Origin of the sequence: Acidiphilium sp., from assembly GCF_049977125.1 — a bacterium.
In the GTDB taxonomy this organism is placed as follows: domain Bacteria; phylum Pseudomonadota; class Alphaproteobacteria; order Acetobacterales; family Acetobacteraceae; genus Acidiphilium.
This window is the reverse complement of sequence record NZ_JBMFGY010000047.1, coordinates 1,306-24,163: the sequence shown is the minus strand read 5'-3', so window position 1 is coordinate 24,163 and position 22,858 is coordinate 1,306. Positions and strand designations below refer to the sequence as shown.

Annotated in this window: 23 protein-coding genes; 11 read left to right on the top strand and 12 right to left on the bottom strand. The window is 65.1% G+C overall.

Annotated features, from left to right (window positions below; genetic code table 11):
• Positions 1-147: 147 nt before the first annotated feature.
• Both ACP5E6_RS09370 and tolB read left to right on the top strand, forming a co-directional pair.
• Positions 148-693: a hypothetical protein gene (locus tag ACP5E6_RS09370; RefSeq protein ID WP_427953970.1), complete on the top strand. Its 546-nt coding sequence runs from the start codon at positions 148-150 to the stop codon at positions 691-693.
• Positions 694-724: 31 nt separating this feature from the next.
• Positions 725-2,137 carry a Tol-Pal system beta propeller repeat protein TolB gene (gene tolB, locus ACP5E6_RS09365; protein ID WP_427953969.1) on the top strand — a complete coding sequence of 471 codons (1,413 nt, stop codon included), beginning with the start codon at positions 725-727 and terminating at the stop codon, positions 2,135-2,137.
• A 9-nt stretch (positions 2,138-2,146) separates the two neighbouring features.
• On the opposite strand, the gene ACP5E6_RS09360 is transcribed toward tolB, so the two are convergent.
• Positions 2,147-3,010, bottom strand: a complete 864-nt coding sequence (locus tag ACP5E6_RS09360; RefSeq protein WP_427953968.1) for a lytic transglycosylase domain-containing protein — start codon at positions 3,008-3,010, stop codon at positions 2,147-2,149.
• Positions 3,011-3,360: 350 nt separating this feature from the next.
• On the opposite strand from ACP5E6_RS09360, the gene ACP5E6_RS09355 reads away from it, so the two are divergent.
• From ACP5E6_RS09355 to ACP5E6_RS09340, 4 genes are read left to right on the top strand one after another with little or no spacing between them, the layout of a single operon-like run.
• Positions 3,361-4,782, top strand: a complete 1,422-nt coding sequence (locus ACP5E6_RS09355; protein WP_427953967.1) for a lactate utilization protein B — start codon at positions 3,361-3,363, stop codon at positions 4,780-4,782.
• Positions 4,779-5,474: a LutC/YkgG family protein gene (locus tag ACP5E6_RS09350; protein ID WP_427953966.1), complete on the top strand. Its 696-nt coding sequence runs from the start codon at positions 4,779-4,781 to the stop codon at positions 5,472-5,474. Before ACP5E6_RS09355 ends, ACP5E6_RS09350 begins: the two co-directional genes overlap by 4 nt.
• Before the next feature lie 48 nt (positions 5,475-5,522).
• Positions 5,523-6,068 carry a Smr/MutS family protein gene (locus ACP5E6_RS09345; RefSeq protein ID WP_427953965.1) on the top strand — a complete coding sequence of 182 codons (546 nt, stop codon included), beginning with the start codon at positions 5,523-5,525 and terminating at the stop codon, positions 6,066-6,068.
• Positions 6,065-6,436, top strand: coding sequence for a helix-turn-helix domain-containing protein (locus ACP5E6_RS09340; RefSeq protein ID WP_427953964.1), 372 nt, complete (start codon positions 6,065-6,067; stop codon positions 6,434-6,436). Before ACP5E6_RS09345 ends, ACP5E6_RS09340 begins: the two co-directional genes overlap by 4 nt.
• Here ACP5E6_RS09340 and ACP5E6_RS09335 read toward each other — a convergent pair.
• The 8 genes from ACP5E6_RS09335 to pdhA all read right to left on the bottom strand — a co-directional run bounded on the left by ACP5E6_RS09335 (position 6,429) and on the right by pdhA (position 14,915).
• Positions 6,429-7,487 (bottom strand): threonine aldolase family protein, encoded by a 1,059-nt coding sequence (locus tag ACP5E6_RS09335; protein ID WP_427953963.1) that lies wholly within the window; start codon positions 7,485-7,487, stop codon positions 6,429-6,431. The two genes, ACP5E6_RS09340 and ACP5E6_RS09335, sit on opposite strands and share 8 nt — an antisense overlap.
• A gap of 143 nt (positions 7,488-7,630) precedes the next feature.
• On the bottom strand, positions 7,631-8,098 hold the full coding sequence (locus ACP5E6_RS09330) for a type II toxin-antitoxin system RatA family toxin (RefSeq protein ID WP_427953962.1): 468 nt from the start codon (positions 8,096-8,098) through the stop codon (positions 7,631-7,633).
• Positions 8,099-8,100: 2 nt separating this feature from the next.
• On the bottom strand, positions 8,101-9,063 hold the full coding sequence (lipA, locus tag ACP5E6_RS09325) for a lipoyl synthase (protein ID WP_427953961.1): 963 nt from the start codon (positions 9,061-9,063) through the stop codon (positions 8,101-8,103).
• Positions 9,064-9,068: 5 nt separating this feature from the next.
• Complete coding sequence (gene lpdA / locus ACP5E6_RS09320) at positions 9,069-10,466, bottom strand: dihydrolipoyl dehydrogenase (protein ID WP_427953960.1); 1,398 nt, start codon at positions 10,464-10,466, stop codon at positions 9,069-9,071.
• Positions 10,459-10,953 carry an N-acetyltransferase family protein gene (locus ACP5E6_RS09315; protein WP_427953959.1) on the bottom strand — a complete coding sequence of 165 codons (495 nt, stop codon included), beginning with the start codon at positions 10,951-10,953 and terminating at the stop codon, positions 10,459-10,461. Before ACP5E6_RS09315 ends, lpdA begins: the two co-directional genes overlap by 8 nt.
• A 143-nt stretch (positions 10,954-11,096) precedes the next feature.
• Positions 11,097-12,404 carry a pyruvate dehydrogenase complex dihydrolipoamide acetyltransferase gene (locus ACP5E6_RS09310; protein ID WP_427953958.1) on the bottom strand — a complete coding sequence of 436 codons (1,308 nt, stop codon included), beginning with the start codon at positions 12,402-12,404 and terminating at the stop codon, positions 11,097-11,099.
• Positions 12,405-12,419: 15 nt separating this feature from the next.
• Positions 12,420-13,778 carry a pyruvate dehydrogenase complex E1 component subunit beta gene (locus ACP5E6_RS09305; protein ID WP_427953957.1) on the bottom strand — a complete coding sequence of 453 codons (1,359 nt, stop codon included), beginning with the start codon at positions 13,776-13,778 and terminating at the stop codon, positions 12,420-12,422.
• Between the two features lie 3 nt (positions 13,779-13,781).
• Positions 13,782-14,915, bottom strand: a complete 1,134-nt coding sequence (gene pdhA / locus ACP5E6_RS09300) for a pyruvate dehydrogenase (acetyl-transferring) E1 component subunit alpha (RefSeq protein WP_427953956.1) — start codon at positions 14,913-14,915, stop codon at positions 13,782-13,784.
• A gap of 193 nt (positions 14,916-15,108) precedes the next feature.
• Here pdhA and hisS point away from each other — a divergent pair, with 193 nt between their 5' ends.
• The 4 genes from hisS to ACP5E6_RS09280 all read left to right on the top strand — a co-directional run bounded on the left by hisS (position 15,109) and on the right by ACP5E6_RS09280 (position 19,003).
• The gene (gene hisS, locus ACP5E6_RS09295) at positions 15,109-16,344 is read left to right on the top strand and encodes a histidine--tRNA ligase (protein WP_427953971.1); all 1,236 of its coding nucleotides are present in this window, start codon (positions 15,109-15,111) and stop codon (positions 16,342-16,344) included.
• Positions 16,341-17,396: a peptide chain release factor 1 gene (gene prfA, locus ACP5E6_RS09290; protein ID WP_427953955.1), complete on the top strand. Its 1,056-nt coding sequence runs from the start codon at positions 16,341-16,343 to the stop codon at positions 17,394-17,396. Before hisS ends, prfA begins: the two co-directional genes overlap by 4 nt.
• A gap of 10 nt (positions 17,397-17,406) precedes the next feature.
• Entirely contained in the window at positions 17,407-18,264 is an 858-nt protein-coding gene (gene prmC, locus ACP5E6_RS09285; protein ID WP_427953954.1) for a peptide chain release factor N(5)-glutamine methyltransferase, read from the top strand.
• 265 nt (positions 18,265-18,529) lie between these two features.
• Positions 18,530-19,003, top strand: coding sequence for a DUF4167 domain-containing protein (locus ACP5E6_RS09280; RefSeq protein WP_427953953.1), 474 nt, complete (start codon positions 18,530-18,532; stop codon positions 19,001-19,003).
• A 27-nt stretch (positions 19,004-19,030) separates the two neighbouring features.
• On the opposite strand, the gene ACP5E6_RS09275 is transcribed toward ACP5E6_RS09280, so the two are convergent.
• Positions 19,031-19,723, bottom strand: coding sequence for a tyrosine-protein phosphatase (locus ACP5E6_RS09275; RefSeq protein ID WP_427953952.1), 693 nt, complete (start codon positions 19,721-19,723; stop codon positions 19,031-19,033).
• 107 nt (positions 19,724-19,830) lie between these two features.
• Between ACP5E6_RS09275 and murJ the strand changes: the two genes are divergently transcribed.
• Positions 19,831-21,360, top strand: coding sequence for a murein biosynthesis integral membrane protein MurJ (gene murJ, locus ACP5E6_RS09270; protein ID WP_427953951.1), 1,530 nt, complete (start codon positions 19,831-19,833; stop codon positions 21,358-21,360).
• An 18-nt stretch (positions 21,361-21,378) separates the two neighbouring features.
• Here murJ and ACP5E6_RS09265 read toward each other — a convergent pair whose 3' ends face one another.
• Both ACP5E6_RS09265 and ACP5E6_RS09260 read right to left on the bottom strand, forming a co-directional pair.
• Positions 21,379-22,209 carry a sulfotransferase domain-containing protein gene (locus tag ACP5E6_RS09265; protein WP_427953950.1) on the bottom strand — a complete coding sequence of 277 codons (831 nt, stop codon included), beginning with the start codon at positions 22,207-22,209 and terminating at the stop codon, positions 21,379-21,381.
• Positions 22,210-22,217: 8 nt separating this feature from the next.
• Complete coding sequence (locus tag ACP5E6_RS09260) at positions 22,218-22,781, bottom strand: YceI family protein (RefSeq protein ID WP_427953949.1); 564 nt, start codon at positions 22,779-22,781, stop codon at positions 22,218-22,220.
• Positions 22,782-22,858: the final 77 nt, after the last annotated feature.

The window sequence follows — 22,858 nt, the reverse complement described above, 5'->3', positions numbered from 1 at the left end:
CCGATCCCCACACCCTCCTCCCCCAAAGGTAGACCGCACCGTCGAGGAGCTCGAAGCGGCGGCCGCGGGTGCCGGGGCTGGCAGCGCGCCGGGGGCTGGGGCCCCCCGCCCCCGCCGCCGCCCCACCCGCCGCACCACAAACCCGTGGTGAAACCGGCGAAAAAACTGCCGTTGCCGCCGAAGAAGCAGCCGCCCACCCCGGCCGAAAAGAGCCCGACCAGCCAGAAGCACGTGGTCAAGACACCCGCGATCATGAGCCAGTCGGTTCTGAACACGATTGCGAAACTGCGCTCGCTGGAAAAACAGAAAAAGGCCCCGACGGCGAAATACAACCCCCGTCAGGGAGGCGCGCCGCAGGGGGGTGGGACGAAAATGAGCACTTCCAACTCCGGCCTGTCGGCGTCGCAGCGCAACGCGATCGGCTCGGAAGTGCAGCCCTGCTGGGGCATCGATGCCGGCGCGCCGGGGGTGTCGAGTTTCAGTGTGCTCCTCCAGGTGGTGACCGACGCTTCCGGCGTGGTCCGCGAGGCCGAGGTTGCCCCGGCCGATCAGGGCAAACTGGGCGACCCGGTGTTCGCCGCCTTCGCTCAGCGGGCTGTCGATGCGGTGAAAAACTATCAATGTGCGAAACTGCCGCTGCCGCCCTATATGCTCGGCTCGGTTCACACGTTTATCTTCCGGTTCACACCGTGACGATACCGAAACTATAGCACAGAGGTCATCGATGACGTCAGATCGTTCCATCCCCACGCCGCACCCGCGCGTCCCCAATACGCTGGTCGAGCGGTTGGCCCCGTTATCGCGGCGGCTCGTCCTCGGTGCCGGGGCGGCCGGGTTGATCCTGCCCGGTTTAGCGCGCGCGCAGACCGCCGGCGCCGGGGCGGCGAGCGATGCGATCAACGTATCGGGGGCGCATAACGCGCCGATCCCGATCGCCCTGCCGGCGTTCACCAATGCCAGCGCCGGCGATTCCGAGCTTGGCGACCAGATCACGCAGGTAATCACCTCCGATCTCGACCATTGCGGCCTGTTCCGATCGATCGATCCGACCAGTTTCGTGCCGAATTCGATCACCAACGGCGTGCCGGTCTGGGCCAACTGGTCGATCCTCGGCGCGCAGGCCCTGGTCACCGGCAGCGTGACCGACCAGGGCGGCGGGCAGGTGCGGGTCGAGTACCGGCTGTGGAGCATCGCCGACCAAAAACAGGTCCAGGGCACCGCCTACACGACCGCCTCGAGCAACTGGCGGCGCATCGCGCATATCATCGCCGATGACATCTATCAGCAAATGATCGGTGAAAAAGGCTATTTCGACACGCGCGTCGCCTATATCTCGGTCTCCGGCCCGCCGACCAGCCCGACCCGGCGAATGGCGATCATGGATTATGACGGCGCGAACACGCGTTTCCTGACCTCGGGACGCTGGATGGCCTTGTCGCCGCAATTCAACCCGGCCCGCCAGCAGCTCGCCTTTGTCAGTTTCGAGAGCAACCAGCCACGGGTCTTCCTGTTCGACCTGCAGACCGGCGCGCGCAGCGTGGTCGGCAATTTCGGCGATATGAGCTTCGGACCCCGGTTCAGTCCTGACGGATCGGCGCTGCTGCTGTCGGTCTCGCGCGGTGGCGGGGCGATGATCGTGAAATACGATCTGGGCAGCCGCAGCCAGACCGCGCTGACCGATGCGAATTCGATCAACGTGACGCCGTGCTACAGCCCGGATGGCTCGAAAATCGTATTCAATTCCGATCGCGACGGCTCCGGCGACCAGCAGTTGTTCGTGATGAACGCCGATGGCTCGAACGTGCAGCGGATTTCCTATGGCAGCGGCCGTTACGCCGAACCGGACTGGTCGCCGCGCGGCGACCTGATCGCCTTCACCCGGCTGGGCTCGGGAGGGTTCGGCATCGGCGTGATGAAGCCGGACGGGTCCGGTGAGCGGATCCTCTCGCAAGGGTATCTGGAGGAGGGTTCGACCTTCTGCCCCAATGGTCGCGTCATCATGTTCTACCGCCAGACGCCGCTGCGAATCGGCAATGTGTCGCATCTCGTCACGATCGGGACCGATGGCTTCAACGAGCGGATCACACCGACGCCGACCGACGCCACCGACCCCTCCTGGGGACCGTTACTGTCCTGAACGCGGGGCTCATTTCGCGCCGCTGATCGGGATCGGGTCGCGCCGGTAGGCTGCCAGACCCCGACCCGCCATGCCGCCGGGCGGCGCCACACCGCCCGGCGTGCCGATCGGCGCCGCGATCGGCAGGATTTGGGCATGGCCATGCAAACCGGCGAAAGCAAACCCGCCGACGCCGAAGCGGCGCAGGGCGATGGCGCCATTGCTCGGGGGCGGCGGGGTCACCGCGGGTTTCGGTATCGCCGACATGCCGGCGGCAACCGGGATCAGCGCCGGCGCCGGGCCGCCCTGCCCATGCCAGACATCGAGCACCTTCTGTTCATACGGCAAACCGAGCGCGGGGGTTTCCGAGTGATAGGCCCCCACCGCCTGATCCCAACCGCCAAGCCGCGATTTCAGCCGACGCAGGAATTGCGCGCCATAGATCGCATTGGCCGCGGGATCGAACGCCTGGGCCAGGCTGGTGAAGGCATCCGGATGGTGTTGCAGGTTGATCTGCATGCAGCCGATGTCGAGCGAGTTGATCCCCTGGCTTTCAAACCCTTGCGCCGCCGCGATCGCCTCGGCCTCGGTCGCGTAGGTGTGGCCCGCGCCGTTGGCATCGATCGTCCAGGGCCACGGCGCGATCTGGCCGGTTTGCGGATCGCGCCGGCCGGATTCCACCGTGGCAATGGCGTTCAGCAAACCCGGCGGCGTGCGCGCGACCCCCTGCGCGAGGTTGAGTGCGGCGGCGCAGAGCGTGGCGGGATCAGCGATCGGCGCGAAACTTGGCACGATGCCCGCCGGCAAGGCATGGGCGGTCCCTGGCGCCAGCAGCCAGGCCCCCAGCATTCCCGACAGCAGTTTGAGACCGGCTTTGATGATTCGTCCGCGCATGCCGCGCAATATCGCCCGCAGTGATTAAAATAGGGTAAGGAATTGCTCAAAATGCCATCATCCCGCGCGAATCAGCGTCATTGTTGAGTCATTCCCCATAAAATTGCGATGCTGCACTGCAAAATAGTTCTTGCATCACTCTTAGCGCATGTGTATAAGGGTTTCAGCAACACGGCGGCTTGTTCGCTATGTTTGCTTTCTTGGACGTTTCCTCCCTAAACTTGGCGGCACGCGAGTGTCGCCATTTTTTTTGATGCGGAAATAAACTAACTGTGCCAAGCGGCGATGGGACGCGCCGTCTTTGCTTTGACGCCATCACGCTCTACACTCCTTTGCCTGAGGAGTGGCCCATGCTCAATACCAGCCCCGATTTCAAGAAAAACGTCCGGCACGCGTTGGACGACGCCGGGCTTCAGAAAGCGCTCGACCGCGCGAAGAAACCCTTCGCCCTGTCGCGGGCCAAGGCCGTCGCCGGATTGCCCGAGTTCGAGGCGCTGCGCGAGACCGCCAAAGGGATCAAGAACCACACGATCGCGCATCTCGATGTCTATCTCGAGCGTTACGCCGCCCAGGTGGAATCGCAGGGGGGCGTCGTGCATTGGTGCCGCGATGCCGCCGAGGCGCGCGACGCCGTGCTCGACATCTGCCGCTCGGTCGGCGCACGGACCGTGACCAAGGGCAAATCGATGATCTCCGAGGAAATCGGCCTCAACGAATTCCTCGCCGAACAGGGCATCGAACCGATCGAGACCGATCTCGGCGAATATATCCTGCAATTGCGCAACGAGGCCCCCAGCCACATCATCGGCCCGGCCTTCCACCTCAACCGCGAGGATTGGGAGGCGAGTTTCCGCGCCGCCCACACCCATCTGCCGGCCGATCGGGTCTTCGCCGAAAAACGCGACATCCAGGCCGAGGCCCGCGCCGTGCTGCGCGAAAAATTCCTCGCCGCCGATGTCGGCATCACCGGGGCGAATTTCCTGATCGCCGAAACCGGCACCTCGATCATCGTGACCAACGAAGGCAACGGCGACCTCACCCAAACCCTGCCACGCGTTCACATCGTGCTCGCCTCGCTCGAAAAAATCGTGCCCACCATCGAGGATACGCTCTCGCTCCTGCGCGTGCTGGCCCGTTCGGCGACCGGCCAGGAGTTCTCGGTCTACACCACCTTCTCCACCGGCCCGAAACGCGCGGACGATCTCGACGGTCCGGCGCAATATCACGTCATCCTGCTCGACAACGGCCGCTCCAACATGGTCGGCACCGAATTCCAGGACATGCTGCGCTGCATCCGCTGCTCCGCCTGCATGAACCACTGCCCGGTCTATCTCACGGTGGGCGGCCATGCCTATGGCTCGATGTATTCCGGCCCGATGGGCAGCGTGCTGACCCCGGCGATCTTCGGCGCCGATCAGGCGCAATTACTGCCCAGCGCCTCGACCTTCTGCGGCAAATGCGAGAGCGTCTGCCCAATGAAAATCCCGCTTACGGGCATGATGCGGCATTGGCGGGAGCGCGCGTTCGAGCGTAACCTCACCCCGGCGACGACTCGCTACGGCATCGGGCTCTGGGGGTTTTTCGCCCGCCGTCCAACCCTGTACCGCGCCGTGACCCGCATCACCGCCAGGGCGATGGGATTTGCCGGGCGACGGCGCGGCCGGTTCGGCTGGCTGCCCTTCGCCGGCGCCTGGACCGCTTCGCGCGACATGCCCGCGCCGGAAGGCGAAACCTTCTTCGCCCGCTATGCACGGGAGCAGCGCAACCGATGAAAATCGACAACCAGGCCCGCAAAGCCGCGATTCTCGGCAGTATCCGGCGCGGTCTCGGCCGCGGCGCGCTGCCGGCGGATCAGGAAATGATGATCGCCGCCCGCCTCGCCGCCCACCCGCGCCAGATCATTCCCGCAAGGTCGCAGCAGGATCACGCCGCCCTGATCGCGCTGTTCATCGCCAACGCCACGCGCGAATACGCCACGATCGACCGCATCGACGACCGCGCGGCGCTGCCCGAGGCGATCGCAACCTATCTGCGCGGCCAGAACCTGCCGCTCGACCTCGTGATCGCGCCCCACCCCGATTTCGACGCCATCGATTGGGCGGCGCACCCGATGCTGACCACGCGCCCCGGCCGCGCCACCCCGGCCGACATGGTCTCGCTCCAGGCCGGATTCGCCGGCATCGCCGAAACCGGCACGCTGATGCTGCCCTCCGGCGCGCATACCCCCACCACGCTGAACCTGCTGCCCGATACCGAAATCGTCGTGCTCGATACCTCTGCCATCGTCGGCCCGTATGAGGACGCGTTCGACCGGCTACGCGCCGCCGGCCCGATGCCGCGCAATGTCATGCTGGTCACCGGCCCCTCGCGCTCGGCGGATATCGAACGCACCCTGGAGCTCGGCGCGCATGGGCCGCGCCGGCTGCATATCGTTCTGGTCGGGGCGAATGATGACGTCGAGTAAGCGCTTCTTTTTGTAAAAAGAAGCAAAAACTTTCATTAAATAGAAGCCATGGGAATCAGACGAAAACCTATTCCTGCGGCCGAGTTGGAGGCGTGGGCGCGGTATCTGCGCCATGTGACGCCGCTGCCGGGCGTGGCCGTGCCGATGCCGTCCGAATCCGCGATCATCGAGCGCGTCGTTACCCCAGCCGCGCCCACCCCAGCCCCACCGGCACCAAGGACCAAGCCCAAAGCCCCCCGCCGTGCCGCGCTGGCGATCGGCGTGGCGCCGCCCGGCCTAGATCGTGCCACATGGGGCCGGTTCCGCGCTGGCAAGATCACGCCAGACCGCGTGCTCGACCTGCACGGCATGACCAAACCCACCGCCCATGTCGCCGTGACCGCGCTGATCGCCGGCGCCGCGGCCCAGGGGCTGCGCTGCGTCGAAATCGTCACCGGCCATGGCAAGCGCGGCGGCGGCGAGGGCGTGTTGCGCCGTGAAGTGCCGTTCTGGCTCAACGATTCACCGCTGCACGCGCTGATCCTCGCGGTCTGCCATCCGCACGCCGCGAACGAGGGGGCGTTGCGCGTGCTGATCCGGCGCAACCGGCCATGACACCGTTCGGTGCCAAACTCCGCCTCCTGCGCGCCGAACGCCGCATCACCCTGCGCGCCATGGCCGCCGCCCTCGACATCTCGCCCGCCTATCTCTCGGCGCTGGAACACGGCCGGCGCGGTGCGCCCTCGCCGGGGCTGATCCATCAGATCTGCGAGAAATTCGGCCTGATCTGGGACGATGCGCATGATCTGGCCGATCTCGCGCGGGTCTCGAAGCCGAAGCTGCGGCTCGACAGCGCAGGGTTGACACCCGAACAGACAGCACTTGCCAACCGCTTCGCCCGCCGGCTCCGCCACCTGCCCCCCGCGACCGTCGCCGCGATCGACACGCTGCTGCGCGAGGGCGAGGACCCGATCGTCAGTTGATCGATCGGAAGGCGGCGATCGTCGCCTCGATCTGGTCGGCAGTGACATCGAGATGCGTGCACAGCCGCAGCCGGGTGCGGCCCATCACTGAAACCATGATGCCTTGCGCCCGCAGCACCGCCGCCCAGTCGCCCGGGGTTTTGCCGCTGGCGGCGACATCGGCATAGACCAGATTGGTCTCCGGGGTTTCGACCTGCAACCCCGCAATCCCGGACAGCCCCGCCGCGAGCCGCCGCGCATTGGCGTGATCCTCGGCCAGGCGATCGACATTATGATCGAGCGCATAAAGGCAGGCGGCAGCACAGATGCCGGCCTGGCGCAGTGACCCGCCGAGCCGTTGCTTCCAGCGCCAGGCCCGATCTATCACCGCAGCGGACCCGGCGAGCACCGCCCCGAGCGGCGCGCCGAGCCCCTTGGTAAAATCGATCCACACCGTGTCGAACGGGGCCGCATAATCGGCCGCCGAAACGCCCGAGGCGACCACCGCGTTCATCAGCCGCGCGCCATCCATATGCGTCGCCATGCCGGCCTCATGCGCGATGCCGGCGAGCTCGTTCAACACCTCGAGCGGCCAGACCGCGCCGCCGCCAAGGTTCGAGGTCTGCTCCACTTCGAGCAGGGTTTGCGGTGCGACGTAGCGCGAAGGCGCGCGCAGGCAGGCACGCAGATCATCCGGCGTGAAAAACCCCCGCGCACCCGGCAGCCCATGCACCCGCGCGCCGGCCAGCGCCCAGGGCGCGCCGCCCTCGGCCTCGATGATATGGGCTGATTCATGGGCGATGATCTCATCGCCCGGGCGGCAATGGGTCAGGATCGCCACGGAATTGCACATCGCGCCGGAGGGCAGAAACATCGCCGCCTCCTTGCCGAGCAGCGAAGCGACACGGGCGCAAAGCGCGTTGATGGTGGGATCGAGCCCGAGCTGTTCGTCACCCACCTCGGCACTCAGCATGGCTTCGCGCATGGCCCGCGAGGGGCGGGTCTGGGTGTCGGAAAACAGATTGATGGAGACCGGCGGCGCGGCCGGGTCGAGGGGGATGGGGGCGTACATTGCGGGCCTTTGGGAGGGAAGAAAAAGGTGTTCTTTTTTGCAAAAAAGAACCAAAAAACTCTCTATAATTTGGGCTGGGTGTCCCCGCGGGATCTTGCCCAAAGGAGCGAAAGTTTTTTGCTACTTTTTTACAAAAAAGTAGTCTAAACTTTAACTTCCTCCTGTATAATCGCAACCTGTGGCGCCCCATAAATCACCCGCGCCCGGGTCAGGAACGCGGCCACCATGCGCCGCACGGCTTCCGCGAACACCACGCCGATCGCCTTTTGCAGGATGAAGCTGCGGAACTCGAAATCGACAAAAAAATCGATCACGGTCCCGCGCGGATCGGGGATGAAGCGCCATTCATTGCGCAGATATTTGAACGGCCCGTTCTCATAATGCACATGGATGCGTTCCGGCGCCTCCAGAGTCACCCGCGAGGTAAAGCTTTCGCGAAACGGGCCGAAACCGATGGTCAAATCCGCGATCACAACTTTGCCATGGTGCGAGCGGATGCGCGCGCCGACGCACCAGGGCAGGAATTGCGGATATTTCGCCACATCCGCCACCAGATCGAACATCTGATCGGGCCGGTAAGGCACCAGTTTCCGTTCGGAGTATTTCGGCATCGTCAGGCGGCGATCCTGGCCGCGCGGGCGTCCCGCAGCGCCGCGAAATCGGCACCGGCATGGTAGGACGATCGGGTCAGCGGTGTCGCCGAAACCATAAGGAACCCTTTCGCCCGCGCCATCGCGGCCAGTTCCGCGAATTCATCGGGCGGCACGAACCGGTCTACCGCAGCATGCTTAACGGTTGGTTGCAGATATTGGCCAATCGTGAGGAAATCGACCTCGGCGATCCGCAGATCATCCATCACCTGGCCGATTTCAGCACGGGTCTCGCCCAGACCGACCATAAGACCCGATTTGGTAAAAATCGACGGATCGAGCCGCTTGGCCTGATCGAGCAGACGCAGCGACTGGAAGTAGCGCGCGCCGGGCCGGATCGTCGGGTACAGCCGCGGCACGGTTTCAAGATTGTGATTGAACACATCCGGCCGGGCCGCCGTCACCGTTTCAACGGCGCCGGGCTTGCGCAGAAAATCCGGCGTCAGAATCTCGATCGTGGTGGCGGGGGCAGCGGCGCGGATCGCGGCGATCACCGCGGCGAAATGCGCCGCCCCGCCATCGGCCAGATCATCCCGGTCGACCGACGTGATCACCACATGCAGCAACCTGAGCTTGGCGACGGCGGCGGCAACGCGTTCGGGCTCATCCGCGGCGAGCGGGTTGGGATGGCCTGTGCTCACGTTGCAGAAGGCGCAGGCGCGGGTACAGATCTCGCCCATGATCATCATCGTGGCGTGGCGCTGCGACCAGCACTCCCCGATATTCGGGCAGGCCGCCTCCTCGCACACCGTCACCAGCCCGCCCTCGCGCATCAAATCGCGGGTCTCGGCATAGATCGGATGCGTCGGCGCCTTCACCCGGATCCAGGCGGGTTTGCGCTGAATTGGATGATCCGGCCGCCCCTGTTTTTCGGGGTGGCGCACCCGCTCGGGATCTGCCTGTCGGTGGTCGATTTCTATCCTCATGATGCTCAGAAGTGGATGACCTGACCATAGGCGTCAAGCACCGATTCATGCATCGCTTCACTGATGGTCGGATGGGGGAACACCGTCTGCATCAGATCAGCCTCGGTGGTTTCGAGCTGGCGGGCAATGACGTAGCCCTGGATCATCTCGGTCACCTCGGCGCCGGCCATGTGGGCGCCAAGCATTTCGCCGGTTTCGGCATCGAAAATCGTCTTGATGATACCTTCAGCCTCGCCCATCGCGATCGCCTTGCCATTGCCGATAAAGGGGAACCGCCCCACCTTGATCTTGCGCCCCGATTCCTTCGCCTTCGCCTCGGTCATGCCCACCGAAGCAACTTGCGGCCGGCAATAGGTGCAACCCGGAATATTGCCGGTCGCGAATGCGTGCGGCTCGAGCCCCGCGATTTTCTCGATGCAGATAATCCCCTCATGGCTGGCCTTATGGGCAAGCCAGGGCGGCCCGGTCAGGTCGCCGATCGCATAAATCCCCTCCACCCCGGTGCGCCCGAACCCATCGACCACGACATGGGTGCGCTCGATCGTCACGCCGGCCGCCTCGAGCCCGAGGTTCTCGAAATTGCCGACGATGCCGATGGCGGAAATCGCGCGATCCGCCGTGATCCTGTGTTCCTTGCCACCGGAATCGACCGTCACGACAATACTGTCCCTGCCCTTCTCGGCGCTCTTGAACACCGCACCGGTCAGCAGCCTCATGCCCTGTTTTTCGAACTGCTTGTGCATGAAAGCCGAGATTTCCTCATCCTCGACCGGCAGGATGCGCGGCAGCGCCTCGATCACCGTCACCTCCGCCCCCATGTTGCGGTAAAAACTCGCGAATTCGATGCCGATCGCGCCGGAGCCGATCACCACCAGGGATTTCGGCATCCTATCCGGCACCATCGCCTCGCGATAGGACCAGATGAAAGTCCCGTCCGGCTCCAGGCCGGGCAGCACGCGGGCGCGGGCACCGGTTGCGAAAATGATATGCTTCGCGGTCAGCGAGGCGACGGGTTTGCCGTCTTTCTCGACCTTGAGCGTGCGAACCCCGGCGAGCGCGCCGGAACCATCGAACACGGTGATCCGGTTCTTTTTCATCAGATGCGCGACGCCGGACGACAATTGCTTCGCCACCGCCCGCGAGCGCTTCACCACCTTGGCCAGATCGAAACTGATATTCTCCGCCGCAAACCCGAATTCGCCGAGATGATGCAGCAAATGGTTGATTTCCGATGACCGCAGCAGCGCCTTGGTCGGAATACAGCCCCAGTTGAGGCAGATGCCGCCCAAATTCTCCCGCTCGACCAGCGCCACTTTCATCCCGAGCTGGGTAGCGCGAATCGCGGTGACATAGCCGCCCGGCCCGCCACCGACCACGACGACATCGAAACTCTGATCAGCCATGTTGGATCTCCTGCTGGGCGAGGGCTGCCAGCGCCTCGCCTTTGACGCGATAGCGCGTCCATTCATCGAGCGGCTCGGCACCGAGGGATTTGTAGAATGCAATCGCCGGTTCGTTCCAATCGAGCACCTGCCATTCCAGCCGGGCGCAATCGCGGCGAATCGCCTCGGCCGCCAGATGACGCAGCAGAGCCTTACCAATGCCCTGGCCGCGTGCGGCGGGTTTGACGAACAAATCCTCCAGATAAAGCCCGGCCTTGCCGGTCCAGGTCGAAAAACTGGTGAAATAAACCGCGAAACCGAGGATTTCGGTCGCCTCCGCAACGATCGCCTGAGCCAGCGGCCGAGCGCCGAACAGCGCCGCGTGCAACATCGGCGCGGTCATCGCCACGGCATTCGGCGCGCGTTCGTAAATCGCCAGATCATGCACCAGGGCGAGAACGGCCCCGGTATCGCCAGGCGTCGCGTTTCGAAGGATAAAATCAGTCATCAAGAAGGGAAGGCTTCTTTTTGAAAAAAGCAGCAAAAACTTTCATTAATCTGGTCCGGAGACGCTCGATCGCCACAGCCAACGACCCAACTCAAAAAAGTTTTTTGGTTCTTTTTTTCAAAAAAGAACATCTTTTCTTATCCCTACAGCATCAGACTAAGCGGCGTCTCAACGATCGCCTTGAACGCACCAAGGAACGTGGCCCCGATCGCCCCATCCACCACGCGATGATCGCACGACAATGTCACCGTCATCACAGTAGCGACCGCCAATTCCGACCCGCGCACGACGGGGCGTTTTTCACCAGCGCCGATGGCGAGGATCGCCCCTTGCGGCGGGTTGATGATGGCGGAAAAGCTGGTGATGCCGAACATGCCGAGGTTGGAGATCGAGAACGAGCCGCCCTGGAACTCTTCGGGTTTGAGCTTGCCGGTTTTGGCGCGCGCGGCGAGGTCTTTCATCTCATTGCTGATCGCGGCCAGGCCTTTCTGGTCGGCCTTGCGGATGATCGGGGTGATCAGCCCGTCCGGGATCGCGACGGCAACCGAAATATCGACATCGTGATAACGGATCATCGCCTCGTCGGTGAAGCTGGCATTGGCGTCGGGCACCCGCCGCAGGGCGAGGGCGCAGGCCTTGATGATCAGATCATTGACCGAGAGTTTGAAGGCGCCCGGCCCCTCCTTGGGCGATTGGCCATTGAGGTCGGCGCGGAGTTTCAGCAGCGCGTCGAGCTCGACATCCATGTTGAGATAAAAATGCGGGATGGTCTGTTTCGCGGCCTGGAGGCGTTTGGCGATGATTTTGCGCATCGAGGAATGCGGGATGGCATCATGCGGGGCGGTGATCTCCGCGGGTTTCGCCAGCACAGGTGGGGCGGCGGCTTGTGGTGCCGGCGGCGCGGCCACGGCAGTGGCTTGCGGTTGGCTGGCCGCCGGCGCCTTGCCGCGCGCGGCATCGATATCGGCTTTGACGATGCGACCGTTCGGACCGGAACCGGCGATGCTGGCAAGGTCGAGCCCGGCCTGTTGCGCCATGCGCCGCGCGAGCGGCGAGGCGAAGAGCCGTTCGCCGCGATCAGCTTCATAATGTCCGTTCGGCTTGGGGGCCTCGCGCGGTGCCGGCGCCGGGGGGGCTTCGGGGGCGGGTTTCGGTGCGTGCATCTCTACCGCCGGCGCCGAAGCCGGTGCCGCGCTCGGCACCGCCTCACCGGCATCGACCAGCACGGCGATCGGCGCGTTCACCGCAACGCCCTCGGTGCCGGCGGCGACCAGGATTTTACCGAGCACGCCTTCATCGACCGCCTCGACCTCCATGGTCGCCTTGTCGGTCTCGATCTCGGCGATCACATCGCCCGATTTAATAATGTCACCCTCTTGTTTCAGCCATTTCGAGAGCGTGCCCTCGGTCATGGTGGGGGACAGAGCCGGCATCAGGATGTTGGTGGCCATGGCAGCGCTCCCGGTTCAGAACAGTTTTTTCACGGCATCGACCACCCAGTTGGGCTGGGGCAAGGCCAGTTTTTCCAGATTGGCGGCATAGGGCATCGGCACATCGAGGCCGGAAACCCGGGTCGGCGGCGCATCCAGCCAGTCGAACGCGTGTTCGGTGATCTGCATCGCGATTTCAGCCCCGATGCCCGCGAACGGCCAGCCCTCCTCGACACTGACGACCCGGCTGGTCTTTTTCACCGAGGCGACAATGGTGTCGATATCGAGCGGGCGAATCGTCCGCAGATTGATCACCTCGGCCGAAATCCCCTGCTGGTCGAGCAATTCGGCGGCTTTCAGCGCGACATCGACCATCAGGGAGAACGCAACGATGGTGACATCCTCGCCAACCCGCTCGATTTTGGCCTGGCCGATCGGCAGGATGAAATCTTCATCGGTCGGCACCTCGAATTTATGGCCGTAGAGAATTTCGTTTTCGAGAAAGATCACCGGGTTGGGGTCGCGGATCGCCGCGCGCAGCAACCCCTTGGCATCCGCCGCCGAATAGGGCGCAACCACTTTCAGCCCCGGGCAATGGGCGTACCATGAGGCATAGCACTGGCTATGCTGGGCAGCGACGCGCGCGGCAGCGCCATTGGGGCCGCGAAACACCACCGGGCAGCCCATCTGGCCACCTGACATATACAGGGTCTTGGCGGCGGAATTGATGATCTGGTCGATCGCCTGCATCGCGAAATTGAACGTCATGAACTCAACGATCGGCTTCAGACCCGACATCGCCGCCCCCACCGCCATGCCGGTGAAGCCGTGTTCGGTAATCGGCGTGTCGATCACGCGCCTCTCGCCAAACTCATCGAGCAACCCCTGGCTGATCTTGTAGGCGCCCTGATATTGCGCCACCTCCTCGCCCATCAAAAACACATCGCCATCGCGGCGCATCTCCGCGGCCATCGCATCGCGCAGCGCCTCGCGCACGGTGATTTCGCTGGTCTTGCCCCAATCCTTCTCATTGGCCGGCGCGGGCGCGGGCTTCGGGTCGGACTTGGCTTCGCGCCTCGGCTCAGGCTTATCCGCGCTTGGGGCCGCGCTTGCGGCCTCGGTTTTCGGCGGCGTTGCGGGGGCGACGGTTTCGCCCCTGGTGCCGAGCACCGCGATCGGCGCATTCACCGCCACATTTTCGGTCCCTTCCGGCACCAGAATCTTCAGCAACTCACCCTCATCGACCGCCTCGACCTCCATCGTCGCCTTGTCGGTCTCGATTTCGGCCAGAACATCGCCGGATTTCACGGAATCGCCGACTTTTTTCAGCCATTTCGACAGCTTGCCCTCGGTCATGGTCGGGCTCAGCGCGGGCATCAGAACTTCGGTGCTCATGGTCTAACCCTCCACCAGAATATCGGTCCAGAGCTCGGCCTCGTCGGGTTCAGGGCTTTCCTGCGCGAATACGGCGGCGTCCTGCACGCGCGCCTTGATCTCATCATCGATCTTTTTCAGCGACGCCTCGGATTCACCGAGGCCTTCGAGCGCCTTGCGCGCCAGATCGATGCAATCATGCTCGGTGCGCATCTTCTGCACCTCCTCGCGCGTGCGATACTTCGCCGGGTCCGACATCGAATGACCGCGATAGCGATAGGTCTTCATTTCCAGCAGGAACGGCCCGTTGCCGGCGCGGCAATGCGCCACCGCCCGATCCCCCGCCGCCTTCACCGCCATCACATCCATGCCATCGACCTGCATCCCCGGAATATGCCACGGCGCGCCGTTCTGGCTCAGATCGCGCGAGGCCGAGGCGCGCTCGACACTGGTGCCCATGCCGTAGCGGTTGTTTTCAATGATGAAAACGACCGGCAGCTTCATCAGCGCGGCCAGGTTGAAACTCTCGAACACCTGCCCCTGGTTCGACGCGCCCTCGCCGAAATAGGCCAGCGTCACCCGGTCGTTGCCGCGATAATGATTGGCGAACGCGAGTCCGGTGCCGAGCGAGACCTGCGCGCCCACGATGCCATGGCCGCCGTAGAATCCTTTTTCCTTGGAAAACATATGCATCGAGCCGCCCTTGCCGTGCGAATACCCGCCGGACCGGCCGGTCAGCTCGGCCATCACCCCCCTGGGGTCCATGTCGCACGCAATCATGTGACCATGATCGCGATAGGAGGTGATCACCTGATCGCCCGGCTCCAGCGCCATCTGCATCCCGGTCACGACAGCCTCCTGACCGATATACAAATGACAGAACCCGCCGATCAGACCCATGCCATATAACTGGCCGGCCTTTTCCTCGAACCGTCTGATCAGCAGCATCTTGGCATAGGCGGCGAGCAACGCCTCACGATCGAGTGCGGGAGCGGTTTTGCCCGCCCGCCGGCGCGCCGCCGGTTCGGACCCCGATCTCGCCGCGGGAACACTCGAAGCCCTGCTGACCGATTTCGCCTGGCGTGCCGCCATCATCCCCTCCTTCGAAACAACCCCATCCTCCTTCGCCGCAATCGCGCCCATTGGCAAGCCAGTCATCAGAAAAACATTGATTGTGCAACGCAAAATGATTGTTAACCATTTATTGGTTAACAACCTCAAAACTGGTAACGACACGCCACCCCCGATCCTGACGCGCAACGAACGGCACCGCCCGATCCTTGCCGCGCTGTTCAAAGCCGATGATTTCCGGCAAACCCGCCCGATCCATGACATTCCGAGGAATTCCGACGTGACCAAACTGCAACCCGTGCGCGGCACCCAGGACCTGATCGGTGAGACCAGCCGCCGGCACGCGCATGTCGTGGCGACGGCGCGGCGGATCACCGCGCTCTATGGCTGCGCCGAGTGGTCCACCCCGATCTTCGAGGCAACCGCGGTGTTCGCCCGTAATCTGGGCGAGACCTCGGATGTCGTGACCAAGGAGATGTACAGTTTCGAGGATCGCGGCGGCGACAGTCTCACCTTGCGGCCGGAGGGAACCGCGGGGATCTGCCGCGCCCTGGTCTCCAACGGCCTGACCCAGACCCTGCCCCAGAAAATCTTCTACACCGGCCCGATGTTCCGCTACGAACGGCCCCAGAAGGGGCGGTATCGCCAGTTCCACCAGATCGGGCTTGAAATCATCGGCGCCGCCGAACCGCTCGCCGATGCCGAGGCGATCGCCTGCGGCTGGCAAATCCTGCGCGAGCTTGGCATCACCGACAGCATCACGCTCAACATCAACACGCTGGGCGACCGCGAGAGCCGCGATGCCTATCGCACCGCGCTGGTCGATTATCTCTCGCGCTACCACGCCGATCTCTCTTCCGACAGCAAAATACGTCTGGTCAAAAACCCGCTGCGGATTCTCGATTCCAAGGACCCGACCGACATCGCGCTGCTCGCCGACGCGCCGCTCATCCATCAGCACCTCAACCCCGTCTCGGCTGCGTTCTACGACGGGTTGAAATCCATCCTGACCCGGCTCGGCCTCGATTTCGTCGAAAATCCCCGCATCGTCCGCGGGTTCGACTATTACAACCACACCGCCTTCGAATTCGTCAGCACCGCCCTCGGCGCCCAGGGCACCGTGCTCGGCGGCGGGCGGTACGACCAGCTGGTCGAACAGATGGGCGGACCACCGACGCCGGGAATCGGCTGGGGTGCGGGGATCGAGCGCCTCGCGATGCTGCTGGCCGAAGCGCCGCCAGTGCCGCGCCCGGTCGCGATCATCCCGATGAGCGACGCCGAATTACCCGAAGCGATCGACCAGCTCGCCCGGTTGCGCGGCGCCGGCATCGCGGCCGATCTCGCCTATCGCGGCAATCTCAAGCGGCGGCTGGAACGCGCGAACAAGCTGAACGCCCATGCCGCCGTCCTGATCGGCGCCGAAGCGCTGGCCCGCGGCGCGGTGACTCTGAAAACCCTCGATGACGGCAGCCAGCAGGAGGTCGCGATCACGGATCTGGTGGCGCGGCTGCAATGATCCTCGCCGACAAACTCGACCGCATCGTCGATCGCGCCACCGAGTTGCGCGCGATGCTCTCCTCCGGTCTGGATGGCGAACGCTTCGTCGCCGCCTCGCGCGAACTCGCCGAAATCGAGACCATCGAGGCGCAGGTCATCGAATTCCGCAACGCCCAGCGCGCCTTCGCCGAAGCCGAGGCCGCCCGCGCCGACCCCGATCTGCGCGATCTGGCCGACGCCGAGCTCGCCGCCCTGCGCGAGACCCTGCCCAGGCTCGAACGCGAGATCACCCTCTCGCTCCTGCCGCGCGACGAGGCGGACGCCCGCGCCGGCATCCTCGAAATCCGCCCCGCCGCCGGCGGCGACGAGGCCGCGCTGTTCGCCGCCCAGCTGTTCGGCGCCTACAAGCGCTACGCCGACAGCAAGGGCTGGCGCTTCGAGGTGATGGATTACGCCGAAACCGAACTCGGCGGCCTGAAGGAGGGCATCGCCGAAATCACCGGCCGCTCGGTGTTCGCCCGGCTGAAATACGAATCAGGCGTGCATCGCGTCCAGCGGGTGCCGACCACCGAAACCCAGGGCCGCATCCACACCTCGACCGTCACCGTCGCGGTCCTGCCCGAGGCCGAGGAGGTCGATGTCGACATCAATGAGTCCGACCTTCGGATCGATGTCTATCGCGCCTCCGGCGCCGGCGGCCAGCATGTCAATAAAACCGAATCCGCGGTGCGCATCACCCATCTCCCCACCGGTATCGTGGTGACGATGCAGGAAGAGCGCAGCCAGCACAAAAACCGCGCCAAGGCGATGAAAATCCTGCGCGCGCGCCTCTATGAACAATCCCGCGCCGCCCTCGCCGCCGACCGCGCGGCCGACCGCAAATCCCAGGTCGGCACCGGCGACCGCTCCGAGCGCATCCGCACCTATAATTTCCCCCAGGGCCGCGTGACCGATCACCGCATCAATCTCACCCTGCACAAAATCGACCGGGTGATGCTCGGCGAGTTCGATGACATCATCGACGCCCTGACCGAGGAAGACCAGGCCGCCCGGCTCGCCACCCTCGCCTGACCCAACCACGATGATCCCGCTCGCCCAGGCGCTCGCCACCATCGCCGCAACGCTGGAACGCGCCGGCATCCCCGAGCCGCGCCGCGAGGCGCGGCTGATCCTCGCCCACGCCCTCGGCTGCACGCAAGCCGGCCTGCTCACCCGCGACCACGTCCCCCCCACCGCCGGCCACGACCTCGCCGCCCGCCGCGCCGCTCACGAACCGCTCGCCTACATCACCGGGCGCCGCGAATTCTGGAGCCTCGATCTCGCCGTCTCCCCGGCCACGCTGATCCCCAGGCCCGACAGCGAAACCCTGATCGAGGCCGCCTTGCACCATCGCCCGGCGCGCGCGCGCGTCCGCGCCATCCTCGACCTCGGCACCGGCACCGGCGCCCTTCTGCTCGCCGCCCTCACCGAATTTCCCGACGCCCACGGCATCGGCACCGACCGCGTGCCCCAAGCCGCCGCCCTCGCCCGCCGCAACGCGCGCGACCTCGGCCTGGCCGCCCGCAGCGCGTTCCTCGTCGCCGATTGGGCCGCCCCGATCGCCCAGCGCTTCGACCTCATCCTGTCCAACCCGCCCTACATCCCCAGCGCCATCATCCGCACCCTGATGCCCGACGTCGCCTTATTCGAACCCACCGCCGCGCTCGATGGCGGGGCGGACGGGCTCGCCGCCTACCGCGCCATCATCGCCGATCTCCCCCGCCTGCTCGCACCCGGCGGCCTTGCGATCCTCGAAGCCGGCATTGCCCAGGCCGAACCGATCGCCGCCCTCGCCGCAAGCCACAACCTCGCCGCCCTCAGCCACCCCGATCTCGCCGGCGTGCCGCGCGCCGTGGTCATCACCGCCGTCGCACCACCGCATGAAAAAACCATTTGGTGAATTCCCCGAATTAGACTATGGAACCAGAGCAACGTTCGATGCCCGGGTGTCTCTGATCCGGGTTGGCGGTCATACAGGCGAATCGTACAGTCGAGGGGTCCATCTATCCATCGGCGTTCGACCATGATGTAAACCGCCGGATCGGATTTGCCAGATCGAACACAATCGAACGATCTTGCCACGAGCCATGAACGTATCATCGGGTCAGCGGATCGTCGGATCCGGCGCACTCATGGTCGGACTGCAACAGGATGACGGAATCTCGATGAACATCAAACGCATACGCGGGCGCAACAATCGCTCTCACAACGGCGGCGGCAACGGCGGCGGCAATTTCCGCAGCTATCAGAGCAGCGGCACCCCGCTCAACCGCAACCACGTGTTCGACAGCAACGGCCCCGAACAGCGGGTGCGCGGCACCGCCCAGCAGCTTTACGACAAATACCAGCAAATGGGCCGCGATGCCTCGAGCAGCGGCGACCGCGTCACCGCCGAAGCCTATTTCCAGCATGCCGAGCACTATTTCCGCATCATCTCCGCGATGAACCAGGCGCAAGGCAACCAGGGTCAAGGCAACCAGGGCAGCAATCAGCAGCACAACCAGAACGGCCACGCCAACGGCCGGCGCGACGACAACCAGATCGAGAGCGACGATAACGATCAGGCCAACGGCCTCGGCGACCAGCCGCAGATCGAGCCGCGCGAAATCCCGATCATCGTCGCCCCACCCGAAGCCTGAGCGCCAGACGCGCGCTCACTCGCGCGCTCACTCGCGCGCCAGCACCTTGTCGTTCACAAAACGGGCAACCCGGTGCCGCAGCGATCCGCCGCGCCGCGCAGCGAAGCGAAGCCGCAGCGCCGCCTCGTCGTAATCCTCGCTCACCCAGTCGAGGAACGGCTTGCGCCCCTCGCCGCCGCGCGCGTACTCGTCGAGAAACGCGTCGAGAATCCCGGTGTTGGACTGCCGGATATGCCCAAACCGCCAGCTCATCTGCGCCCGCGCCGCCGCCACCGTGCCGCCCTCGATCAAAACGAACAGCGCCGCGCCAATCCCCGCGCGATCCGCCCCCGATTTGCAATGCACCAGCGCCGGCCGTTTCATCGTCCGGAAAATCCCGGCAAGCCGCAAAATCCGGTCCTTGTGCGGCGCCCCGCGCGACTCGAGCGCGATATCATAAAATTCCAGCCCCAGCCGCCGCGCCGCATCGCGCGACAACGCATCCGACCCATTCCGGCACTCGCCCCGCAAATTCACCACCGCCCGCAACCCGACCGTGCGGGTGAATTTCGCCAGCTGAAACGGCACCGGATGGTTCGAGCGATACAACGCGCCCTCCGCCACGGCGGCGAAATTGGTCCAGCCCAGCCGCAGCACCGCGTGATCGATGAACAGCGCATCGATCCACGCATTCCGCCGCCCCGCTTTTGTCGCGATATCACCCCGATAGATCGTATCCATCATGCCTGCCTAGCAGAGGATCACCCCGGTTAAAATCCACCCGCGCGGCGCGGATTTTCCCGTCCGGCCGATATTGCTCTAAACCCCGCCCCATGATCCGAAATGCCTTGACCGTCGGTGCCTGGACGATGGGAAGCCGGGTGCTCGGCTTCGCGCGCGACATCCTGATCGCCGCCCTGCTCGGCGCCGGCCCGGCGGCCGATGCGTTCTTCGTGGCGCTGCGCCTGCCCAATCTGTTCCGCCGCCTGTTCGGCGAAGGCGCGTTCAGCGCCGCCTTCATCCCCGCCTACACCGGCACCCTCAGCCACGAGGGCGAAGCCCCCGCCCGCCGCCTCGCCGAGGACATCACCGCGATCATGGTGGTCTTCCTGTTCGCGCTGATGGCGCTCGGCATGATCTTCATGCCCGAGGTGCTCGATGTCCTCGCCCCCGGCTTTCGCGCCGAACCCGCCAAATTCGCCCTCGCGGTGCATCTCTCGCGCATCACCTTCCCCTATCTCTGGCTGATCTGCCTGTGCGCGCTGTTCGCCGGCGTGCTGAACGCGCGCGGCCATTTCGCCGCCGCCGCCGCAGCACCCATCCTGTTCAACGTCTGCATCATCGCCGCCCTGTTCATCCTGCGCGCGCGCGGCGAACACGTGCCCGAGGCGCTGTCCTACGGCGTGGCGCTGTCCGGCATCGTCCAGTTCGCCGTGCTCGGCCGCGCCCTCGCGCGCGCCGGCACCCCGCTGCGCCTGCGTCTGCCGCGCCTCACGCCGGGCGCGATGATCGTGCTGCGCCGCCTCGGCCCCGGGCTGATCGGCGCCGGCGTCACCCAGCTCAACCTCACGGTCGACACCATCATCGCCTCCCTTCTCCCCAACGGCACCGTCTCGGTGCTGTATTACGCCGACCGGGTCAATCAACTGCCGCTCGGCGTCATCGGCGCCGCCCTCGGCACCGTTCTGCTGCCCAGCCTGTCGCGTCATTTCCGCCGCAACGAAACCGAACAGGCCCGCGCCACGCTCAACCGCGCCCTCGAATTCGCTTTGCTCCTGACCCTGCCCGCCGCCGCCGCGCTGGCGGCGATCGGCCTGCCGATCATGCGCACGCTGTTCGCCCATGGCGCCTTCTCCACGGCCGATGCCGCGCGCAGCACCGCCGCCCTCGCCGCCTATGCCTTCGGCCTGCCCGCCTTCGTTCTGGTCAAGCTGTTCACCCCCGGATTCTTCGCCCGCGGCGACACCAAAACCCCGGTGAAAATCGGCCTCGCCGCCGTCGCGCTCAACCTCGCGCTCAACCTCGCCCTGATGCACCCGCTGCAACAAATCGGCATCGCCCTGTCCACCAGCATCGCCGCCTGGTTCAACGTTTCGATCCTCGCACTCCTGCTCCGCCGCCACCGCGATTTCGCGCCGGACCGCCGCCTCATCCACCGCCTCCCGCGCATCATCGCCGCCAGCGCCGCCATGGCCGCGCTGCTCATCGCCCTGCGCGCGACACCGCTGATGCACCTGCCCGCCAGCCTCGCCCTGATCGGCCTGATCACCCTCGGCATCACCGGCTTCGCCGCAATCGGCCTCGCCATCGGCGCGTTCCACACCGCCGAGCTGCGCACCCTGCTCCGCCGCCCCGCCCGCACCCGGCCAGCCGGTTGATGGCTCCGCGCACCAACCTCACCCGATATACCCGAACCGGCGCATCGGCGCGGCATGATCGCGCTCGATCCGGCGGCACTGCGCCGCGCTGAGCATCGTTCGCCACTGACCCGCGACGCCGGCGCGAAAAAACGCGCCACGCGCGCCGGCCGGGCGTTCGGCAAACCCGCAAGCGCGTTCCTGCGCGCTGAGTGCCGCGAAATCACTGAACCCGATCGCGCGCCGCAACCGCCCGGCATCGGGCGCCGCGCCGAGAAACCGCACAACATCGCCAAACCCGTCCACCGGATCGGCCAGCAGGTCCTCGTAACGCAGCACGAGCAGCTTCTGCGGCGGCGCCACCGTCCAGGAGTCGACATGGCGCGACCACGACCCGATGAATTCCAGCACCTTGTCGTCATCCCCGCCGCTGACCGCCGCATCCCGCGCCATCAGCCCGATCACCGCATCGAGCGCCATGCCCAGATGCGCGCTGTATGAAATCGCCACATCGCGGGGGTCGCGCAGCACATAAATCGCCCGATCGGTCACCTCCGGCGTCATCAGCGGCACGCCGGCAACCCGGATCGCGGCATTATGGGTCTTGACGAACACCCGCGCCGCATCGCCGCCCATGATGTCACGATGCACCAGCGGGCGCAGCCGCATCACCTCCGCCACGCTGTAACAATGGGCCGGGCGCGGATCATGCCGCCGATACAGCGCCGCCCCGCTCTCGCCCGTCGTCAACTCGGTCAGCCGGTCGAGCGGCACCGGCGCTCGCGCATCGCTCAGATAGGCATGGAGGAACGCGCGCAGCCACGTATTCCCCGATTTCGGATAGGATGCGAGCCAGACCAGCTTGCCCACGCCGAAACTCAGCCCGGCTGCTTGCCATCCAGGGAAATTTCATTGGTCACCCTGATCATCCGCCCCACCGTCATCTTGTCGCCGGTCAGCCCCCATTCGTAACGATCGAACGCGCCAGCAGTATCGATCCCGACCAGCTTGCCGCCCGCCATCCGATACGTCACCGCCATGTCGAACGGATGGGTCTGGCCATGATTGGTCAGCGCCCCGGCCAACACCGTGCCATCCTTGACGCAGGTGCCGACAAATCGCGAGGTCGGATATTTATCGGGGTCGAGAAAATCCTTCGCCATCACCTGATCGCGCACGATCGCATTGGGCAGCGCGAGGCTGCGGGTCTGAAACACCACATCGACCGAACAACTTCGCGTCGCCGGGTCGAACGCGAGCGTGCCGGACAGCGCGCGATACGTGCCGGTCACGGTGAACAACACCGCACTCGAATGGGTCTGCGCCAGCATGTTGCCCGGCGTGAGCTGAAGCGTTTCCGGCGCCGCAAGCGCTGTCCCGGTAGCGGCGGCAACCCCGGTCAAAAGCAGCGCGAGGCGCCAGGTCAGTTGTGTGATGGACATCGATCCTCCTGTCGGCCATTCCGGCCTTAACCTGCCCGATACTGTCGGTATTTAACGCTTTGGTCAATCATAACCCG

Excerpts from the sequence above, each read along its gene's own strand:
- tolB (WP_427953969.1), top strand. The coding sequence starts at position 725 with ATGACGTCAGATCGTTCCATCCCCACGCCGCACCCGCGCGTCCCCAAT.
- ACP5E6_RS09360 (WP_427953968.1), bottom strand. The coding sequence starts at position 3,010 with ATGCGCGGACGAATCATCAAAGCCGGTCTCAAACTGCTGTCGGGAATG.
- ACP5E6_RS09355 (WP_427953967.1), top strand. The coding sequence starts at position 3,361 with ATGCTCAATACCAGCCCCGATTTCAAGAAAAACGTCCGGCACGCGTTG.
- ACP5E6_RS09350 (WP_427953966.1), top strand. The coding sequence starts at position 4,779 with ATGAAAATCGACAACCAGGCCCGCAAAGCCGCGATTCTCGGCAGTATC.
- ACP5E6_RS09345 (WP_427953965.1), top strand. The coding sequence starts at position 5,523 with ATGGGAATCAGACGAAAACCTATTCCTGCGGCCGAGTTGGAGGCGTGG.
- ACP5E6_RS09340 (WP_427953964.1), top strand. The coding sequence starts at position 6,065 with ATGACACCGTTCGGTGCCAAACTCCGCCTCCTGCGCGCCGAACGCCGC.
- ACP5E6_RS09335 (WP_427953963.1), bottom strand. The coding sequence starts at position 7,487 with ATGTACGCCCCCATCCCCCTCGACCCGGCCGCGCCGCCGGTCTCCATC.
- ACP5E6_RS09330 (WP_427953962.1), bottom strand. The coding sequence starts at position 8,098 with ATGCCGAAATACTCCGAACGGAAACTGGTGCCTTACCGGCCCGATCAG.
- lipA (WP_427953961.1), bottom strand. The coding sequence starts at position 9,063 with ATGAGGATAGAAATCGACCACCGACAGGCAGATCCCGAGCGGGTGCGC.
- lpdA (WP_427953960.1), bottom strand. The coding sequence starts at position 10,466 with ATGGCTGATCAGAGTTTCGATGTCGTCGTGGTCGGTGGCGGGCCGGGC.
- ACP5E6_RS09315 (WP_427953959.1), bottom strand. The coding sequence starts at position 10,953 with ATGACTGATTTTATCCTTCGAAACGCGACGCCTGGCGATACCGGGGCC.
- ACP5E6_RS09310 (WP_427953958.1), bottom strand. The coding sequence starts at position 12,404 with ATGGCCACCAACATCCTGATGCCGGCTCTGTCCCCCACCATGACCGAG.
- ACP5E6_RS09305 (WP_427953957.1), bottom strand. The coding sequence starts at position 13,778 with ATGAGCACCGAAGTTCTGATGCCCGCGCTGAGCCCGACCATGACCGAG.
- pdhA (WP_427953956.1), bottom strand. The coding sequence starts at position 14,915 with ATGACTGGCTTGCCAATGGGCGCGATTGCGGCGAAGGAGGATGGGGTT.
- prfA (WP_427953955.1), top strand. The coding sequence starts at position 16,341 with ATGATCCTCGCCGACAAACTCGACCGCATCGTCGATCGCGCCACCGAG.
- prmC (WP_427953954.1), top strand. The coding sequence starts at position 17,407 with ATGATCCCGCTCGCCCAGGCGCTCGCCACCATCGCCGCAACGCTGGAA.
- ACP5E6_RS09280 (WP_427953953.1), top strand. The coding sequence starts at position 18,530 with ATGAACATCAAACGCATACGCGGGCGCAACAATCGCTCTCACAACGGC.
- ACP5E6_RS09275 (WP_427953952.1), bottom strand. The coding sequence starts at position 19,723 with ATGGATACGATCTATCGGGGTGATATCGCGACAAAAGCGGGGCGGCGG.
- ACP5E6_RS09260 (WP_427953949.1), bottom strand. The coding sequence starts at position 22,781 with ATGTCCATCACACAACTGACCTGGCGCCTCGCGCTGCTTTTGACCGGG.